The sequence below is a fragment of the Undibacterium sp. Ji49W genome, assembly GCF_049340205.1.
GTDB lineage: Bacteria > Pseudomonadota > Gammaproteobacteria > Burkholderiales > Burkholderiaceae_D > Undibacterium.
Genome location: NZ_JBMPOW010000006.1, coordinates 1 through 17,816, shown reverse-complemented (window position 1 = coordinate 17,816; position 17,816 = coordinate 1). Strand labels below are relative to the sequence as shown.

Below are 17,816 nucleotides of genomic sequence, written 5' to 3'. Positions count from 1 at the left end.
GAATAGTGGGTTGGACTACTGAAGATTAAAGCGTGCGTCATTATCTTGAGGCAATACCACTTGCCCCGAAGCTGACGCTTTTTCCAGCGCAAATTGAGCTATCGATTCACGCAACAAACTGATACCTGCCCCAGTACGAGCGCTCAAAAAAACCCGTTGGATTTTATCACACTCATCCAGGTCAACCGATGGTTCTATACCCGCCAGGTCTATCTTGTTCCAGACCAGCATCTGCGGGATATGGTCGGCACCGATTTCTTTCAATACCTCATTCACTTGCTGTATCTGGTCGAATCTTACCGGACTACCGGCATCCACGACATGCAAAAGCAGGTCAGCATGAATGGTTTCTTCCAGTGTGGCACGAAACGCGGCAACCAGTTGATGTGGCAGCTCACGAATAAAGCCTACTGTATCCGAAATTACCACACTACCGGCCTCTCCCAGATAGAGGCGACGGGATGTTGTGTCCAAAGTCGCGAATAACTGGTCGGCTGCATAGGCACCGGCCTTTGTCAGGGTATTAAATAAAGTTGATTTCCCGGCATTGGTATAACCTACCAGGGAAACCGACAAAGTATTGCTGCGACCTCTTGAACGGCGCTGAGTCTCACGCTGCTTATGCAGTTTTTCCAGCTTCTGCTTCAGCATTTTGACCCGCTCACCTAACAGGCGACGATCTGTTTCCAGCTGCGTTTCACCCGGACCACGCAGACCGATACCACCTTTTTGACGCTCCAGATGGGTCCAGCCGCGAATCAGGCGCGTAGCGAGATGTTGCAACTGAGCCAACTCCACCTGCACCTTACCTTCGTGACTGTGGGCGCGCTGGGCAAAAATATCGAGAATCAAGCTGGTACGGTCTACCACCCTGACTTTCATGTGACGTTCAAGATTTCTTTGCTGGGCTGGCGATAATGCGTGATTAAAAATCACAATATCCAGCGCGGCATCAGCGACAGCATGTGCTATCTCATCCGCTTTGCCGGAACCGACAAAAAACGCCGCATCAGGGCTTGCCCGCTTGCAAGTGATGGTTGTAACCGGCTCCGCCCCCGCTGATTGCGAGAGCAAAGTCAATTCTTCTAAACTAGCGGCAAAGTCGTCTTTGCCAAAATCCACACCGACTAGAGCGGCGCGCATAGACGACTTCTTTCCAATGATTCAGCGCTCAAAAATTACTCTGCTTCAGACTCGGTGTTAATGCTGACTGCACGTGCTGGAACAACAGTCGAAATAGCATGTTTGTAGACCATTTGTGTCACTGTATTACGCAGCAAAACAACGTACTGGTCAAACGATTCAATATGGCCTTGCAGCTTGATGCCATTCACCAGATAAATTGATACAGGGATATGTTCTTTACGCAAAGCGTTCAGAAACGGGTCTTGTAGTAGTTGCCCTTTATTACTCATAACAGCTCCATTGTGTTGTTGTGATCAGGAGTTGGGGACTACTTGGCAAAATACAAGTAATCCAAGAAGTTGATTACAAAGTAATGTAATCTATTTTTATCTTTATTGCATATCCAGCACCGAATTTTTATCGGAACTGGCATTATTTCCATTATTTTGATTTGTCGAACGGATTCTTGCCCGATCGCATTTCTATTCTTAATGGAGTTCCCGTGAGAGAAAAAGTTTCACGGAAATGTTTTTCAAGATAGCGTTTGTACACGTCACCGATCGCCTCCAGTGCATTGCCATGAATGACAATGATAGGCGGATTTTGCCCACCCTGATGCGCATAGCGCAATTTTGGACGGATCGAGCCCTTGCGCTTGGGTTGCTGATGCTCTACTGCTTCAATCAGTGCACGGGTCAGTTTTGGTGTCGACAAATTACACATCGCCGCTTCATAGGCAGCATCTATCGATTTCATCAAAGGGCCGATACCGGTCGATTTCAGTGCAGAGATAAAATGGAACTTGGCAAACGTCAGGAAATTCAGCTTGCGCTCAATATCCATCTTGATTTCATCCCGCCTGTCACTTTGCAGACCATCCCATTTATTCACACCAACCACCAGGGCACGGCCAGATTCAAGAATGAAGCCGGCGATATGGGCATCCTGTTCCGAGATATCCTGTTGCGCATCAAGCAGCAGCAAGACGACATTGGCTTCAGACACTGATTGCAGGGTTTTCACGACCGAGAATTTTTCTATCGCTTCAAACACCTTGCCGCGCCGGCGTATACCAGCGGTATCAATCAGGGAATAATGCTTGCCCTCGCGCTCGAACGGGATTTCGATAGAATCACGGGTAGTACCCGGCATATCAAAGGCGATCACGCGGTCTTCGCCCAGCAAGGTGTTCACCAGCGTCGATTTACCGACGTTAGGGCGACCTACAATAGCTATGCGGATGCCACGTACGTTTGGTTCCGGTTCTTCCAGTTCTGGTGGACGTTGCGCAAACGCGATGTCCACCATTTCTTCAACCAGATCAGTCACACCGTCACCATGGGCGGCGGAAATGACATACGGGTCACCAAGACCCAGCTCGTAAAAGTCGGCAGTCACCGAGGTGTATTTCATCCCCTCGGCCTTGTTGACGACCAGCATGACAGAACGGCCAGATTTCCTCAGAAAATCGGTTATGGTCTTGTCATGCGGCGTCAGGCCCTGACGGCCATCGACAATAAATACAACAACATCAGCCTCAGCCACTGCCTGCTTGGTCTGTTTGGCCATTTCATGCATGATGCCTTCCTTGGCAACAGGTTCGAAACCGCCTGTATCAATCACCAGGAAAGGACGCTCACCAACACGGCCTTCACCGTAATGGCGGTCTCTCGTCAAACCTGGCAAGTCTGCTACCAAAGCATCACGAGAACGGGTAAGCCGATTGAACAGCGTGGATTTGCCGACATTAGGTCGGCCTATAAGTGCGATAACCGGCTTCATTATTTATTACTCGGTTGCAAGTGCAACCAGTGATCCTGATTTTGTTTGGACGATCAGTTTAGCATCCACCACCAGTGGTGCCGCTAAAATCTGACTACCATCGGTAGTTACCCGTCCTATGAACGAACCATCTTCCCTTGAGAGGAAGTGGACATAACCTGCCAAATCACCCACCGCTACTGCGCGATCGAATGAAATGGGGGCAGATAAACGACGGTTACTCAATTTATCATTACGCCACGCACTGGCACCGCCAGTACGGGCATAGGCATTTACTGCGCCATTGACATCAGCCGCGAAGACGAAACGTTCGTCAACACTGACACCAACCTCGCTGGACAAGTTCTTGTTCCAGCGCAAAGCACCGGTACCTACGTCAAAACACGCTACACGGCCCTGGAAGGAACTGGCGCATACATCACGACCCAGAATCACCGGAATGCCGGATACGTCTGCTACACGCTCCAGTTCGGTCGCGCCTTTCGGCTCACCGACTACGGCTTCCCAGCGCAGGCCACCATTATTCAGCGCCAGGGAAGACATGCGACCGCCCGGCAAAGCCACCAGCACCTGTTGCTCTGTGATCACGATGCCTGGTGCCAGACGCAAGGTCAAAGGTGGCAAAGGCCGCTCAACGGACCATTTGCGCTCGCCAGTATTGACGTCATACGCAGATATCTTGTTATCAATGCTGCGCACTACGACCAGGCCCTGGCCGACTGCGGGTGCAGACAGGATTTCATTCGTGCCTGGCGTCTTCCAGCGCAGCTTGCCATCCAGATCAAATGCCAGCAACTGACCTTTTTCACCCACTACGGCAATCGTGCTGGCATCAACACCGACACCTGCAGTCAGACGCATGCCTGCATTGATTTTCCAGACGGTACGACCGCTTGCAACTTCGACCCGTATCAGCGTGCCATCGGCCGCAGCGGCATACACGTTCTGCGCCAGCGAAGCTGGCGTAAACAGGTAATTTCCGGCAGCACCAACAGGCACAGTCCAGCTCGCCTTGATGGACATCGTGGTTTTAATGTCGGTCAGAACAGCAGGTGTGTTTTTTTCTGACTTGGAAGAAAAAGGATTCAGGGATGACAGTGTAGAACAGCCACTCAAGGCAAAAAGTGCAGACGCCGTAACCAGCAGCTTGGCAGAAAATTGCATGTATGGCTCCTGTTATTTACTAACAACTTTTGTTTCAGCTGCACCGCCAACGGCATCCAGCTTGGTTTGCAAAGACTGACGTCCCGGATTTTTTTCCGACATCTTGTCCAGTGCAGCTTTATAGGCAGTACGTGCTTCTGCGATATTATTCTGGGCCACATAAATATCACCCTTGGCATCCAGCACATCTGCTTCCAGCTCTGCCGGGAAGCTGCCAGACAATTGTTTCAGGCCTTCGTCATAGGCTTTTTCATCCAGGGCAATACCGGCCAGGCGAATTTTGGCAATGGCCTTGTATTCATCGACCTTTGCCGTATCAACCACCCATTGCAACTGGGTTTTAGCCGCTTTCAGATCGCCCGCATCAAATGCACTCTTTGCAGCAACCAGTGCCGCCATGGGTGCATAGGCTGCACGCGGGAATTTTTCTTTCAAATCTTCAGCAGCACGCTGCACTTTGGCATTGTCCTTGGCAGTCACTGATTTTTGCATTTCCTCATATAACTGCGAAGCCTGCAAGGACTGATTGCCCTGATAGGTATTCCAGTAAGTCCAGGCTGCGTAGCCGCCCAGGCAAACAATCACCAGCCATGTAACCAGATTGCCGTATTTTTTCCAGGTATCTTTCAGGCTGTCTATCTGCTCTTGTTCTTCTAAATCGTATGCCATAGTGTCTATTGTTATCTATATTATTAACGTTAATAATCGTACTAATGCGTATTAATGATGAATATGGATGTGAGTCGGGTCGTCGCAGCAATGATCAGCATCTTCCACACCGGCAATCTGGTCGACCAGATAATCCACCGCCGTATCGAATGGCACGTTGACCTGATTGTTTTCAGCATCGTCGGCGCGCATGGCCTTGATACTGACGGTATTATTACTGGCTTCATCCTCACCAATAATAACGGCATAGGCTGCGCCGCTGCCATCTGCCTTCTTCATTTGCGACTTGAAACTGCCTGCACCCGCCGCCGTTGCGCAATGTAACACAACATCCAGCCCGGCATCACGCAATCGTTCGCCAAGTACCATGGATTGAACCTGTCCGGCATCACCCTGGTGTACCAGGTACACATCGCACAAGGCTGGCTTATGCAGATCACCGTTGAGCTTCATCAATTCCAATAAGCGCTCTATTCCCATTGCAAATCCGCAAGATGGCGTAGGCTTGCCGCCAAAAATACCGAACAGAGAATCATAACGGCCACCGGCACAGACTGTACCCTGAGCACCCAGCTCATCCGTCACCCATTCAAACACGGTACGGTTGTAGTAATCCAGGCCACGTACCAGGCGGGTATTGATGGTAAAGGGAATACTGTTATGGCGCAGGATTTTCTGTACGCCTTCAAAATGGGCGAGCGATTCCTCACCCAGATAATCCAGCAACTTGGGCGCGCCATTGACCATTTCCTGCATCGCCGGATTTTTGGTATCCAGTATGCGCAAAGGATTAGTGTGCAGGCGACGTTGTGCTTCTGCATCCAGAATATCCAGATGCTGCTCAAAATAGGCAACCAGTGCTGCACGGTGCTGTGCTCTTTCGGCGGCATCGCCGATCGAGTTCAGTTCCAGCCGCACATTCTGCAAGCCCAGGTCATCCCACAAACGCTGGCACATCATGATCAGTTCGGCATCAATATCCGGACCACTGAAACCCAGAGCTTCGGCACCCACCTGATGGAACTGGCGATAACGCCCGCGTTGCGGCCTCTCATGGCGGAACATCGGGCCTGTGTACCACAAACGCCTTGGACCGTCATACACCAGATTATGTTCGATAGCTGCCCTGACCACGCCGGCTGTGCCCTCAGGGCGCAAGGTCAGCTTGTCACCGTTCATGGAATCTTCGAAAGAATACATTTCTTTTTCGACGACATCCGTTACCGCACCCAAGCCACGCGCAAACAGCGGGGTCGATTCGACGATAGGGGTACGAATTTGCTGAAAGCCGTAGCTCTTCAACACCGATTGCACGGTATTTTCAAACAACTCCCACAAAGGGGCCTCGTCCGGCAACAGGTCGTTCATGCCCTTGATGCCTGCAATTTTTTCTGCTTTTTTATTTTCCGACATGCTTGCTACCTGATTCAATGATCTGACACGCCATTAGCTGGCGCATAGTGACTTTTTACATAATCCAGGACTATGGCCTGAAACTCTTCGGCGATCTTGTCGCCGCGCAAGGTTAGCGCCTTGGCGCCATCAATAAACACTGGAGCTGCCGGGGATTCACCCGTACCAGGCAGGCTAATACCGATATTGGCATGTTTGGATTCGCCGGGACCGTTCACGATACAACCCATGACTGCCACATTCATATTTTCCACACCGGGATATTCCAGCTTCCAGCTCGGCATCTGACTCCGCAGGAAAGTCTGTATATCGTCGGCCAACTCCTGAAAGACGGTGGATGTGGTCCTGCCACAACCCGGGCAAGCGATCACCATGGGGGTAAACTTGCGCAAACCCATTGTTTGCAAAATCTCTTGCCCCACGATCACTTCGCGGCAGCGGTCGCCGCCTGGCTCAGGGGTTAGAGAAATACGGATGGTGTCGCCTATACCTTCCTGCATCAGCACCGCCAATGCGGCTGTCGAGGCAACAATGCCCTTGCTACCCATACCTGCTTCGGTCAGACCAAGATGCAGGGGGTAATCGCAACGACGTCCCAGTTCACGATAAACGGCGATCAGATCCTGCACGCCAGACACTTTGCAGGACAGGATGATCTTGTCACCAGCCAGCCCCAGCTCTTCCGCCTTCTGGGCACTTTCTATGGCAGACGTGATCAATGCTTCATACATGACCGCCTGCACACTCCAGGGTTCTGGACGCAGCGCATTGGCATCCATGATGCGGGCCAGCAAGGCCTGATCGAGACTGCCCCAATTCACACCTATGCGTACTGGCTTGTCGTAACGGCAGGCCATTTCTATCATTTGCGCAAATTGCGTATCACGCTTGGCACCCTTGCCTACATTACCAGGGTTAATCCGGTACTTGGACAAGGCTTTGGCGCAATCGGGGAAATCATGCAACAGCGTGTGACCGTTATAGTGAAAATCACCCACCAGCGGGACATCAATACCCATTCTGTCGAGTTGCTCGCGTATTGCCGGTACGGCAGCAGCGGCTTCCGGATTATTCACGGTAATACGGACCAGTTCGGACCCGGCACGCGCCAGCTCCTTGATCTGGATAGCGGTACCTATCGCATCTGCCGTATCGGTATTGGTCATGGACTGCACAACAACCGGCGCCCCACCACCGACGATCACTTCACGGCTGCCATAACTGACGCTGGCCGAACGGGATTTGCGCCTGAACTGAGGGCCAGAGGCAATTTCCGATAAAAAATCCGTCATCTTTACTTCACATTCAAATTAACAACGTTGCTGTCCTTGCCCGGCACGATACCCATGGCATTACCACGCAACCAGCCTTCCACGCCAGCGGCATTGCCTATTCTGACTTGCAAGGCTTCTTTCATGTCAAAAAACTCTTCTGTACCAGCCTTGGCCAGGTGCGAGGTAACGACAGTGCCATTCTCACGTTTGACCTGTATCCACGAATCCTGTTTGAATTTCAGCTTCAACTGATTATTTCCAGTCTCTGCAGTGGCCGGGCTAGCTACCACCAGCGGCGTACTCAAAGAAGGCACACTAACGGGCGCAGCGGCAACCGGTGCAAGCACAGGTGCTGGTGTCGCGGCTGAAGCCGGTGCCACATCCTGAGACAATTTTACAGCTGATGCAGCCTGTTCCTGATTTTCCTGGCGGGTACTGCTGCCGGCCATGCTGACACTTGAGGCTGGTGCCTCGGCTAACTTCGGTGTCGTCGACTCATTTACAACACTGGCAACACTTGCCGCTACCGGCTCCACGCTGGCACTGGCTTCTTCTGTTGCCTTGGTCGCGGATGGTGTCAACAATCCTTTGAAGTACCCGGACTGCTCCAGCTTTTGCCCGCCAACAAACAGCAAGGCAAATACGCCCAGCAAGGCTGCACCGATCAGGTACTTGCGGTTATTATTGTCCTGACGACCCAAAAATGGTGTGCGCGACTCCATGAAGGGGGTGGCCAGTGTAGGACGCAAATCCGCATCCAGACCCGGAACACCCGCTTCACTCGGCAAGCAGGCAACAACCGGCACCGGGTCGAGTCGCAGCAATTTTGCATAGGAGCGCACAAAACCACGCACGATCACCATCTTCGGCAACAGTTCAAACTGATTATTCTCCAACGCTTGAATCTGTCGCTGCGACAGCTTCAACTGATCAGCAACCTGTTGCAGACTCATACCCTGCTGAATACGCGCAGCAGATAATTGTGCACCGGCGGTCTGCACCACCGACAGCGCAACCTTATTTTCAGACTGTTCAGGTGTCATCGGCTCGACAGGTGAATTCATTCCTGCTTCACTCATTGAACACCCCGCGCTGATACAAAGAATACTCTTTGGAATTAGGATGACGACGACGCAATTGCGTTGCCAGGCCACTGACAGCACCTTCATCGCCCATTTTCTTTTCTATCTTGATTGCCAGCCACAATACGTCTGCCGTCAATACGTCAAATTTCAATACACGATTGATATAGAAACGCGCCTGCGAATATTCGCCACGGTCAAACAGTATCTTGGCCAGGTTGGCGTTGATTGCCGGGCTGCCCGGATCTTCGCGCAAGCCCTGCAAGAAATAGCGTTCGGCACCCAGTGGGTCCTTCAAACGCAGACTGCACAGGCCTGCATTATTCAAAGCCTTGCCCAGCGTCAAATAAGCAGGATCCTTGATCACCTTATCAAGATAGGCCAGACCCTGTTTTTCACGGCCATTCAGGCACAAAAACCAGCCGTAGTTATTTTCGATATCCGAATTCCCTGGCGACAGCTTCAGCGCATACAGGAAGTTTTCCTCAGCCAGTTGCTTCTCGCCGCTTTCCATGAAAATCAGAGCACGCACGCTATATGCATCAACCAGATCAGGTGTAATCAACAATGCCTGACGTATTTCTTCCAATGCGACTTTTTGCTGGCCCTGCTTGTAGTAGTCGATTGCCAGTTGCATCCTGATGGAGGCACGCTTGCGCGCTTCCATTTTCTCGCTTGAGATATTCTCTTCAGGCTGATCGCCTTCAAGACGCGGCTTGGACCCACAAGCTGACAGCCCCAATGCCAGCAAGATGAGCATGCCGGTCAACAGGTGGTGACGCATTTGAAAAATTTTCACTGATTGATCTCCACGATCTTGCCAAAATTTTCGCCAAACTTCTTTTGATATTCCGCCATCTTTTGCATGCGTTCCTGCACGCGTGTTCTATCCTGCACTTCACCGGCCAACTGTCCGCAAGCCGCATCGATATCATCGCCACGGGTTTTACGCGTGGTGGTAACGATGCCTGCATCAAGCAATATCTGTGCAAACGCCTTGATACGGGGATTGGCAGAACGCTTCAAACCTGATTCCGGGAAGGGATTAAACGGAATCAGGTTGAACTTGCAAGGCACATCGCGCACCAGTTGAATCAGTTCACGCGCATGCTCATCGGTGTCGTTGACGCCATCCAGCATGCAGTATTCAAAGGTGATGAAATCGCGTGGTGCAAATTCAAGGTAGCGTTTGCAGGCCGCCTTCAACTCTTCCAGCGGATGTTTTTTATTCAGGGGAATAAGACCATCGCGCAAGGTATTGTTCGATGCATGCAGCGATACCGCCAGCGCTACCGGGCATTCCTGCGCCAGCTTGTCTATCATCGGCACCACACCACTGGTGGAAACCGTTACACGGCGACGCGACAGGCCATAGGCATTATCGTCCAGCATCAGGCGCAATGCCGTTACCGTGGGTTCAAAATTCAACAAGGGTTCGCCCATGCCCATCATCACCACATTGGTGATTTGACGCTCGCCTTTGGGGCCGGGAACGATACCTTTGGTCCTGCGCAATTCGAATTCAGCCATCCACAACTGGCCAATAATTTCGCTTACACTCAAATTCCGGTTGAAACCCTGCTTGCCGGTGGAGCAAAAACGGCAATTCACCGCACAGCCAGCCTGGGTAGAAATACACAGGGTGCCGCGGTTTTCTTCAGGGATAAAAACAGTCTCAACCGCATTGCCCTGCCCGACATCAACCAGCCATTTGCGCGTACCGTCAGTAGAGGTATGGTCGCTGATAATGGCGGGAGCGGCAATAGTGGCCCGCGTGGTGAGCTTCTCGCGCAAAGATTTCGCGAGGTCAGTCATTTCTTCAAACGAACTGGCACCAAACTGGTGTATCCAGCGTTGCAATTGCTTGGCACGAAACGGCTTCTCACCCAACGCGCCGCAATAAGCGACGAGTTGCGCTGGATCCAGATCCAATAAATTTGTGAGCACCGTCATGATCTTTCTTTCACACCCCGTACTGCACAGCGCTGCACGGGGTGAAGTCTTAAAACGCCAAATTCAGATAAAGCCCGAATTAACGTGAATACACGTTCAACGCTGGGAAGTAGTAAGCGATTTCCACAGCAGCTGTTTCAGCAGCGTCGGAACCGTGAACAGCGTTTGCATCGATAGAATCAGCGAAATCTGCACGGATAGTGCCAGCTTCTGCTTTCTTAGGATCCGTCGCGCCCATCAGGTCACGGTTTTTCAAAATTGCGCCTTCGCCTTCCAGAACCTGGATCATTACCGGACCGGAGATCATGAAGTCAACCAGGTCCTTGAAGAACGGACGTGCGCTGTGAACAGCGTAGAAGCCTTCAGCTTCAGCGCGGGACAATTGTGCCATGCGAGCAGCAACTACTTTCAGGCCAGCGCCTTCAAAGCGGCTGTAAATTTGACCGATCACGTTTTTTGCAACTGCGTCAGGTTTAATAATAGACAATGTACGTTCAATAGCCATCTAAAAACTCCAATAAAAAGAAAGGGTTAAGAAAAAATTCGAGAATTCATCTAACCTTAGATTTTACCATGAAACCACAATATCAGATATGTCTTTCAAGAAATACAATGAATCAAATGACTTCGGGGCATTACCCCCAAAGCCATTCGCAGCACCGGCAAACCGGCAAATAAGCGGAAGCCAGCACCAGCAATGCATCAAGACATCGTTATCGGGTCTGGTTAAAGCTAAACAAGGTCAAATACTGCCATGGATTCCACATGCGAGGTATGTGGAAACATATTGACAACACCGGCGCTACTGAGACGGTAGCCGGCCTGATTGACCAGCATGCCGGCATCCCTGGCGAGGGTTGATGGGCTGCAGGATACATAGACCAGGCGCTTGGGCAACAGTTGTGGCGCAGTCTGACTCAGATCTATCAAGGCCTGGCAAACCGCCATAGCGCCATCACGCGGCGGATCAATCAGGAAGCGGTCAAATTTACCCAACTTTACAAAGTCATCCGCAGTGACTTCAAACAAATTCCTGGTACTGAATGAGGTTTTTTGTGCCAGTCCGTTATGGCGTGCATTTTCCAGCGCACGTTCGGTAAGGGTGTCACTACCCTCTATGCCGACCACTTCTTTTGCCAATGTGGCAATAGGCAAAGTAAAATTACCCAGACCACAGAACAGATCAGCAATACGCTCATCTTTTTGCACATCCAGCAAACGCAAAGCCCGCGCCACCAGCACCCGGTTGATATGGTGATTGACCTGGGTAAAATCAGTTGGCTTGAATGGCATTTTGATACCGAATTCCGGCAACAGATAATGCAAGTCACTAGTCGCCGGGTAATATGGCTCTGCCGTTTCCGGCCCCTTGACCTGCAACCACCATTGCACCTGATACTGATCAGCAAACGCCTTCAGCTTGACTTCATCGTCTTTGGAAAGCGGCGCCATGATCCGCAACACCATGGCAGTCACACCCTCACCGATCGCCAGTTCGATTTGCGGCAATGCTTCGACGATGGACAAGGATGCCACCAGGCCACGCAAAGGCATCAGCATGGCTGAAACATGGGGCGGCAAGATTTCACAGGTTTCCATATTCGCAACATAGCGCGATTTTTTCTCATGAAAACCGACCAGCACCGTGCCTTTTTTGATCACATGACGCACCGACAAACGGGCACGATAGCGATAACCCCAGGTTGGGCCGATGATGGGGCGCATCATGATATCTGCCTTGACCTTGCCTATATGCGAAAGATTATCTTCCAGCACGCGCTGCTTCATTGCCACCTGGGCATTGGCATCCAGATGCTGCATGGAACAGCCACCGCAAGTGCCAAAAAATTCACATTTCGGCTCCACCCTTTGCGATGATTCACGCACCAGACTGGTCATGGTCGCGGCTTCCCAACTGGCTTTCTTTTTATAGGTACTGAATTCGACCAGTTCGCCTGGCAGTGCGCCATCTACAAAGACGACCTTGCCAGTCGAACCGTCTTCGTTTTGCAAATTACCGACGCCACGTGCGTCCATATCTAAAGAGCGAATTTCTAGTGTATTCATGGAAATTGACAGTGCGACCTACACGCCGCACCGCTGAGAAGTGGAATTTTAAAAGACGGAATTATAAGAGATGCACAGACATGCGCCCAAAAATAGTTGAAATCAACTATTCAAGACTGGCACACGTCAGCAAGCCCCAGAACTGATGGCTGTGCGAAAAGAGCGAAACAAGTGCAAAACAAGTGCCAGACAAATGCCATTTAAAGCACAGAATCCCGCCCAACACCGCGCGAGGCAAAAGACCGCTTCAATTTGATCAAGGCCTCTTGCTGAATCTGGCGCACGCGCTCACGGGTGATACCCATTTCATCGGCCAGGGTTTCCAGTGTTGCCGGATCATCATTATCGAGGCCAAAGCGCCTTACGATGACGATACGCTGTTTGTCAGGCAACTTGGACAGCCAGTCGCGCACCAGGATGGTCATTTCATGCTGTTCTGCACGAATGTCCGGCGCATCGTCACTGTCGCCCGGCAGCATATCCATGAGACTGGATTGCGGATCATTATCCAGCGGCGTATCCAGCGATGTTGCATGTTCGGACAGGGTGAGAATATCCTGCACTTCATCCACCGGCCGGTCGACCAGCAAGGCAATATCTTCCAGCGCTGCATCGCGACCATCCCGCCTTTGTGATTCCAAATGGTATTTGGCACGCAGTATCTGGTTCAGTTCCCTGACCATGTGGACTGGCAGGCGTATGGTTCTGGCCTGGTTCATGATGGCGCGCTCTATACTCTGACGTATCCACCAGGTTGCATAGGTGGAAAAACGAAAACCGCGTTCGGGCTCAAACTTATCTATCGCATGCATGAGCCCAAGGTTGCCCTCTTCTATCATGTCGAGCAGGGCAACACCGCGATTAATGTAATGCTTGGCAATCGATACCACCAGACGCAGATTGTGCTCTATCATCTTTTGCCGGGCTTCAAAATCACCCTGCTTCGCCAGTGTTGCGTAATGCAGCTCTTCGGAAGAGGCAAACAGGGGGCGGGTACCAATCTGGTTCAGGTAATACTGTGTCGTGTCGGTTGACAGTTCTGCCGCCAGCACCGTTTTCAACTCATCAATAGGGGCAACAATCAGGGTAGCCGGATCATCACCCTGCTCTTCCTGAGCGTCGCGGGAAATCTCACCAACATCATCCGCCATCTCATCGGCGGCATCGCCCTGCAAACGCGCATCCGCATCTGCTGCTTCGCCGGCAACATCCGGGTCGTCACTTGCGGCAGAATTTCCCATCTTGTAAGTACTTAAATTGTTGTGCATGATGACCTGTATTAATTCACGTATCCGGTAAATTCATTCCGCATGGGCAATTATTATTTGGGGAATCTTTCTCACTCTTACAGATATGGACTCCCGGAGACATCTTACAGCGACTATCAAGTTTCCTACATGTATCAGCTTAACGTCCTGGCAGGTATTTCATCGGATCCAGCGGTTTGCCCTGCAATCGTATTTCAAAGTGCAACTTCACCGTTTCGCTGTCAGAATTTCCCATCTCGGCTATTTTTTGCCCCTTGGTAATGGACTGCCCTTCTTTCACCAGAATCGCCTTGTTATGCGCATAAGCAGATAAAAGGCTGCTGTTGTGTTTGATAATGACGAGATTACCATATCCGCGTATACCACTACCGGCATACATTACTTTACCTGCTCCTGCCGCCAGAACATCCTGCCCCAACTTGCCTGCAATATCCAGGCCTTTATTTTTTGCATCATCATAGCTTGCCACAACCTTGCCTTCGGCTGGCCACATCCAATCGACGGAATCGGATTCTGGCGCTACCGGTTCTGCTGCCTTGGCTGGCACGGGCACATCAGGCTTGACAGCCGGAGTAGGTGTCACAGATGCAACGACTGTCGCATCTGTTTTCTGCAATTCAGCCAGATTACTTTCGGAGTACGGACGCTTGTCACCACGCGGACCACTCTTGTTGGTAGCAGGATTCGTCAGTGGTTTTACTTCGACTGAAGAATTGGCAATGCCGGACGTTTGCGCCGTTGCCGTGCCATCTGGCGGTGCTACACGCAGCACTTGCCCCACCTTGATGTCATTCGGATTTTTCAGGTCATTCCATGCGACCAGATCGGCATAGCTTTGTCCATGATCCAGTGCGATACGGTATAAGCCATCGCCACGTTTGACGACGTAGGTACCACGGGTATTATCTGGTGCCTTGACAGGTGGTTTGACCGCAGCCTCGACCGGAGGAGTGTCACTTGGTTTCTGCTCAACACCGCGCTCCACCACAGGTGCGCGATTGGGTAAATTGGTTGTACAGGCGCTCAATCCCGCCAGTACGGTAAGTACGACACCTGCTTGTAGTATCTGCTGTATTGTCTTCATTTCTCTTTTTAATCAGTTAAATTCGCTGCCACCCGACAACGCGTCCTAAATGACGCCAGAATGCAAAGGCACAAAATGGCATTGTTCCATCACTGCACGAGTCCATTCATAATTTGAAACCCGTTCTATCAGTTGCAGCACCTGGCTTCTGCCACCGACCGGCGCCACCAGTCTTCCGCCAACGCGCAATTGCTGCAACAGGGCTTGCGGCACTTCCATGCCGGCAGCAGCCAATATAATACCGTCAAACGGTGCTTCCTGAGGCAAACCCAGCATGCCATCGCCATAATGCAGACGTATATTGGCAATTCGCATGGGGCGTAAATTGGTTTTTGCCAACTCATGCAGGGCCTTGATACGCTCTATCGAATACACTTCTTTCGCCACCACCGACAACACTGCCGCCTGATAGCCACAGCCGGTACCAATTTCCAGCACACGCCCCAGATTCGCGCCATTACGCATGATCTCGAGCATGCGTGCCACGATGTAGGGCTGGGAAATGGTCTGGTGATGACCAATCGGCAAAGAGGCATCCACATAAGCCTGGCTCGCCATCCCTGATTCCAGAAACAAATGGCGTGGCACTGCCTGCAAGGCCGCCAGCACCGTCGTATCCTTCACGCCCTGTTGCGCAACCCTGGCCACCATGGCCCGCCGCACACCTTCGGACACCAGAGGGCCGGACAGTAATGAGGGTGACAGGCCAGCCGTCCCTGTATTACCTGCATTGCCAACATTTCCGCCCTGAGAAAATCTGGGTTCAGCCCTGGGCGCAGTCTGGTGCGCAGCCTTGCCGCTCAAATGATGGGCCGCATTGCGCATGGCCGTCTGCGGCATTGCCGTGCGGTTCAGCGAACGGTCACCGTTTTTATCTTTCTGGTTGACGACCGATGACAAGGGCAAGGGAAATCGCTTGTCTTTGTTTGTCATGCGAAATCCAGATTCAGGTGCGTCAGTTGCCGGGTATTTGTCAGATCAATCTGTAAAGGGGTGACTGAAACAAAATTTCTGGCTGTCGTATCAAAGTCCGTCCCCGGGCTGGCATCGCTTGCAGCACCTGGCGGACCTATCCAGTAAATATCACGGCCATGTGGGTCTGTCATGTGGATCACAGGCTCTGAGGTATGCCGCTTGCCCAGCCGCGACTTGCGTATGCCCTTGATATCCTGATAAGGCAGATTGGGAATATTCACATTCAGCAAAAATGGAGCGGGCAACTCAGGAAAGCCACGCTTGACGATCTCTTCCGCCACCCTTGCAGCAGCATCCAGATGTTGCCAGCCTTTCTCGGTTTGCGAAAAGGCAATAGACGGGATGCCAAACAAAAATCCTTCTGTCGCGGCAGCCACGGTACCCGAATACAGGGTGTCATCCCCCATATTCTGCCCCTGATTAATGCCGGACACGACCAGATCAGGCTTGTCCTTCATGATCGCTGTCAGGGCGATATGCACACAATCAGACGGCGTGCCGTTAACGAAATAAAATCCATTTGCAGCACGCTGCACGCTCAAGGGGCGGTCCAGGGTCAGCGCATTCGATGCGCCGGAGCGATTACTGTCAGGCGCCACCACCGTGACCTCGGCAAATGCAGACATTGCAGCCGCCAGTGCAACGATGCCCGGGGCCAAATAACCATCATCATTACTGATCAGAATTTTCATGCTTTGTATTCTACCTGATGCTGAAATATAAATTTCTACAGAGAATAGATTTTTGCGGCATAATCACAAAATCAAACGGTCGTACTATTTTATGGAGACATCAAAATGAAAGCTGTTATTTGCAAAGACTGGGGTTTACCCGACACGCTGGTGATTGAAGATCTGGCAGATGTTGTACCCGGGCAGGGTCAGGTTGCGATAGATGTCAAGGCGGCAGGGGTGAATTTTCCTGACGTGTTGATCATACAGAACAAGTACCAGTTCAAACCTGAATTGCCCTTCACACCTGGCAGTGAATTATCCGGCGTCGTCCGTGCAGTTGGCGAAGGTGTCAGCCATGTCAAAGTGGGCGACAAGGTCATCGCCTTTGTCGGCAATGGTGCATTTGCACAACAGGTGGTGGTTCCGGCCCATGCCATCATGCCCATGCCACCCGGCATGGACTTTGACACGGCAGCCGCAATCACCCTGACGTACGGCACTTCCCACCATGCCGTCGTTGACCGTGCACAACTGAAAGCTGGCGAAACCATGCTGGTTCTGGGTGCCGCCGGTGGCGTTGGCCTGGCAGCAATAGAAATCGGCAAAGCACTGGGTGCGCGTGTGATTGCTGCTGCATCAACCGATGAGAAGCTGGCCATTTGCAAACAACATGGTGCAGATCACACCATCAACTACAGTACCGAAGATTTGCGCGAAGCCATCAAGGCAGCAACCGAGGGCAAAGGCCCCGACGTGATTTATGACCCGGTTGGTGGCATTTATGCTGAACCAGCCTTCCGTTCAATCGGCTGGCGTGGTCGCTATCTGGTGGTTGGATTTGCCAATGGCGAAATCCCTAAACTACCCTTGAATCTGACCTTGCTGAAAGGTGCTTCGCTGGTGGGTGTATTCTGGGGTGAATTTGCCCGACGCGAGCCCAAAGCCAACCTGGCAGCCATGCGCGAATTGATGACCTGGCTGCACGAAGGAAAAATCAAGCCGCACATTTCGGGTCGCTATGCACTCAAAGATACAGCCCAGGCCCTGAACGACCTGGCGGCACGCAAGGTCACTGGCAAAGTCGTCATACAGCCTGAAAAATAAGCAAAGAAAAAAGTAGAAAATCAGGCAAACCACAAAATAAAAGAGCTTCGTACAATGAAGTGACCCCATTAAGTTGGACGTTAATTATCTAAGTAGCCAAGGACTGATTTCTGTATTGCACAGGACTCAGTCCTTTTAGTTTGACCTTGATCCGGTCGTGATTATAGTAGTGAATATAATCC

The 17,816-nt window shown here is 51.5% G+C and carries 18 protein-coding genes; 1 reads left to right on the top strand and 17 read right to left on the bottom strand.

Annotated elements, in window-relative coordinates:
* Nucleotides 1-15: 15 nt before the first annotated feature.
* The 16 genes from hflX to surE form a co-directional block, all read right to left on the bottom strand.
* On the bottom strand, nucleotides 16-1,143 hold the full coding sequence (gene hflX / locus ACO0LK_RS08800) for a GTPase HflX (RefSeq protein ID WP_422974171.1): 1,128 nt from the start codon (nucleotides 1,141-1,143) through the stop codon (nucleotides 16-18).
* Nucleotides 1,144-1,178: 35 nt separating this feature from the next.
* The gene (gene hfq / locus ACO0LK_RS08795; RefSeq protein WP_186946602.1) at nucleotides 1,179-1,415 is read right to left on the bottom strand and encodes an RNA chaperone Hfq; all 237 of its coding nucleotides are present in this window, start codon (nucleotides 1,413-1,415) and stop codon (nucleotides 1,179-1,181) included.
* A gap of 151 nt (nucleotides 1,416-1,566) precedes the next feature.
* A complete protein-coding gene (gene der, locus ACO0LK_RS08790; protein ID WP_186946603.1) occupies nucleotides 1,567-2,907 on the bottom strand; it encodes a ribosome biogenesis GTPase Der in 1,341 nt (446 codons plus the stop codon).
* Between the two features lie 6 nt (nucleotides 2,908-2,913).
* A complete protein-coding gene (gene bamB, locus ACO0LK_RS08785; protein ID WP_422974168.1) occupies nucleotides 2,914-4,071 on the bottom strand; it encodes an outer membrane protein assembly factor BamB in 1,158 nt (385 codons plus the stop codon).
* Nucleotides 4,072-4,083: 12 nt separating this feature from the next.
* Nucleotides 4,084-4,740, bottom strand: coding sequence for a YfgM family protein (locus ACO0LK_RS08780; protein ID WP_422974166.1), 657 nt, complete (start codon nucleotides 4,738-4,740; stop codon nucleotides 4,084-4,086).
* Nucleotides 4,741-4,791: 51 nt separating this feature from the next.
* Complete coding sequence (gene hisS / locus ACO0LK_RS08775) at nucleotides 4,792-6,153, bottom strand: histidine--tRNA ligase (RefSeq protein WP_422974164.1); 1,362 nt, start codon at nucleotides 6,151-6,153, stop codon at nucleotides 4,792-4,794.
* A 14-nt stretch (nucleotides 6,154-6,167) separates the two neighbouring features.
* On the bottom strand, nucleotides 6,168-7,445 hold the full coding sequence (ispG, locus tag ACO0LK_RS08770) for a flavodoxin-dependent (E)-4-hydroxy-3-methylbut-2-enyl-diphosphate synthase (protein ID WP_422974162.1): 1,278 nt from the start codon (nucleotides 7,443-7,445) through the stop codon (nucleotides 6,168-6,170).
* Nucleotides 7,446-7,447: 2 nt separating this feature from the next.
* Entirely contained in the window at nucleotides 7,448-8,506 is a 1,059-nt protein-coding gene (locus ACO0LK_RS08765) for a helix-turn-helix domain-containing protein (protein ID WP_422974160.1), read from the bottom strand.
* Nucleotides 8,499-9,308: a type IV pilus biogenesis/stability protein PilW gene (gene pilW / locus ACO0LK_RS08760; protein WP_422974158.1), complete on the bottom strand. Its 810-nt coding sequence runs from the start codon at nucleotides 9,306-9,308 to the stop codon at nucleotides 8,499-8,501. Before pilW ends, ACO0LK_RS08765 begins: the two co-directional genes overlap by 8 nt.
* Nucleotides 9,305-10,465 carry a 23S rRNA (adenine(2503)-C(2))-methyltransferase RlmN gene (rlmN, locus tag ACO0LK_RS08755; protein WP_422974575.1) on the bottom strand — a complete coding sequence of 387 codons (1,161 nt, stop codon included), beginning with the start codon at nucleotides 10,463-10,465 and terminating at the stop codon, nucleotides 9,305-9,307. Before rlmN ends, pilW begins: the two co-directional genes overlap by 4 nt.
* 76 nt (nucleotides 10,466-10,541) lie before the next feature.
* The gene (gene ndk, locus ACO0LK_RS08750; RefSeq protein WP_422974156.1) at nucleotides 10,542-10,967 is read right to left on the bottom strand and encodes a nucleoside-diphosphate kinase; all 426 of its coding nucleotides are present in this window, start codon (nucleotides 10,965-10,967) and stop codon (nucleotides 10,542-10,544) included.
* A gap of 227 nt (nucleotides 10,968-11,194) precedes the next feature.
* The gene (gene rlmD, locus ACO0LK_RS08745) at nucleotides 11,195-12,529 is read right to left on the bottom strand and encodes a 23S rRNA (uracil(1939)-C(5))-methyltransferase RlmD (RefSeq protein ID WP_422974154.1); all 1,335 of its coding nucleotides are present in this window, start codon (nucleotides 12,527-12,529) and stop codon (nucleotides 11,195-11,197) included.
* Between the two features lie 200 nt (nucleotides 12,530-12,729).
* Nucleotides 12,730-13,797 (bottom strand): RNA polymerase sigma factor RpoS, encoded by a 1,068-nt coding sequence (rpoS, locus tag ACO0LK_RS08740; protein ID WP_422974152.1) that lies wholly within the window; start codon nucleotides 13,795-13,797, stop codon nucleotides 12,730-12,732.
* A 139-nt stretch (nucleotides 13,798-13,936) separates the two neighbouring features.
* Nucleotides 13,937-14,881 (bottom strand): peptidoglycan DD-metalloendopeptidase family protein, encoded by a 945-nt coding sequence (locus ACO0LK_RS08735; protein ID WP_422974150.1) that lies wholly within the window; start codon nucleotides 14,879-14,881, stop codon nucleotides 13,937-13,939.
* A 45-nt stretch (nucleotides 14,882-14,926) separates the two neighbouring features.
* Entirely contained in the window at nucleotides 14,927-15,814 is an 888-nt protein-coding gene (locus tag ACO0LK_RS08730) for a protein-L-isoaspartate(D-aspartate) O-methyltransferase (RefSeq protein ID WP_422974148.1), read from the bottom strand.
* The gene (surE, locus tag ACO0LK_RS08725) at nucleotides 15,811-16,548 is read right to left on the bottom strand and encodes a 5'/3'-nucleotidase SurE (RefSeq protein WP_422974146.1); all 738 of its coding nucleotides are present in this window, start codon (nucleotides 16,546-16,548) and stop codon (nucleotides 15,811-15,813) included. The genes ACO0LK_RS08730 and surE overlap by 4 nt, the downstream gene beginning before the upstream one ends.
* A 105-nt stretch (nucleotides 16,549-16,653) precedes the next feature.
* Here surE and ACO0LK_RS08720 point away from each other — a divergent pair, with 105 nt between their 5' ends.
* Nucleotides 16,654-17,634 (top strand): NADPH:quinone oxidoreductase family protein, encoded by a 981-nt coding sequence (locus ACO0LK_RS08720; RefSeq protein ID WP_422974144.1) that lies wholly within the window; start codon nucleotides 16,654-16,656, stop codon nucleotides 17,632-17,634.
* 88 nt (nucleotides 17,635-17,722) lie between these two features.
* On the opposite strand, the gene ACO0LK_RS08715 is transcribed toward ACO0LK_RS08720, so the two are convergent.
* Nucleotides 17,723-17,816 (bottom strand): IS3 family transposase (locus tag ACO0LK_RS08715; RefSeq protein WP_422974573.1); only part of this gene is annotated, 94 nt, incomplete at its 5' end.

What these genes read in the sequence shown, in the direction of transcription:
- ACO0LK_RS08735 (WP_422974150.1), bottom strand. Translation starts at nt 14,881, where the DNA reads ATGAAGACAATACAGCAGATACTACAAGCAGGTGTCGTACTTACCGTA.
- ndk (WP_422974156.1), bottom strand. Translation starts at nt 10,967, where the DNA reads ATGGCTATTGAACGTACATTGTCTATTATTAAACCTGACGCAGTTGCA.
- ACO0LK_RS08730 (WP_422974148.1), bottom strand. Translation starts at nt 15,814, where the DNA reads ATGACAAACAAAGACAAGCGATTTCCCTTGCCCTTGTCATCGGTCGTC.
- rpoS (WP_422974152.1), bottom strand. Translation starts at nt 13,797, where the DNA reads ATGCACAACAATTTAAGTACTTACAAGATGGGAAATTCTGCCGCAAGT.
- ispG (WP_422974162.1), bottom strand. Translation starts at nt 7,445, where the DNA reads ATGACGGATTTTTTATCGGAAATTGCCTCTGGCCCTCAGTTCAGGCGC.
- ACO0LK_RS08780 (WP_422974166.1), bottom strand. Translation starts at nt 4,740, where the DNA reads ATGGCATACGATTTAGAAGAACAAGAGCAGATAGACAGCCTGAAAGAT.
- surE (WP_422974146.1), bottom strand. Translation starts at nt 16,548, where the DNA reads ATGAAAATTCTGATCAGTAATGATGATGGTTATTTGGCCCCGGGCATC.
- hisS (WP_422974164.1), bottom strand. Translation starts at nt 6,153, where the DNA reads ATGTCGGAAAATAAAAAAGCAGAAAAAATTGCAGGCATCAAGGGCATG.
- ACO0LK_RS08720 (WP_422974144.1), top strand. Translation starts at nt 16,654, where the DNA reads ATGAAAGCTGTTATTTGCAAAGACTGGGGTTTACCCGACACGCTGGTG.
- hfq (WP_186946602.1), bottom strand. Translation starts at nt 1,415, where the DNA reads ATGAGTAATAAAGGGCAACTACTACAAGACCCGTTTCTGAACGCTTTG.
- hflX (WP_422974171.1), bottom strand. Translation starts at nt 1,143, where the DNA reads ATGCGCGCCGCTCTAGTCGGTGTGGATTTTGGCAAAGACGACTTTGCC.
- rlmD (WP_422974154.1), bottom strand. Translation starts at nt 12,529, where the DNA reads ATGAATACACTAGAAATTCGCTCTTTAGATATGGACGCACGTGGCGTC.
- ACO0LK_RS08765 (WP_422974160.1), bottom strand. Translation starts at nt 8,506, where the DNA reads ATGAGTGAAGCAGGAATGAATTCACCTGTCGAGCCGATGACACCTGAA.
- der (WP_186946603.1), bottom strand. Translation starts at nt 2,907, where the DNA reads ATGAAGCCGGTTATCGCACTTATAGGCCGACCTAATGTCGGCAAATCC.
- bamB (WP_422974168.1), bottom strand. Translation starts at nt 4,071, where the DNA reads ATGCAATTTTCTGCCAAGCTGCTGGTTACGGCGTCTGCACTTTTTGCC.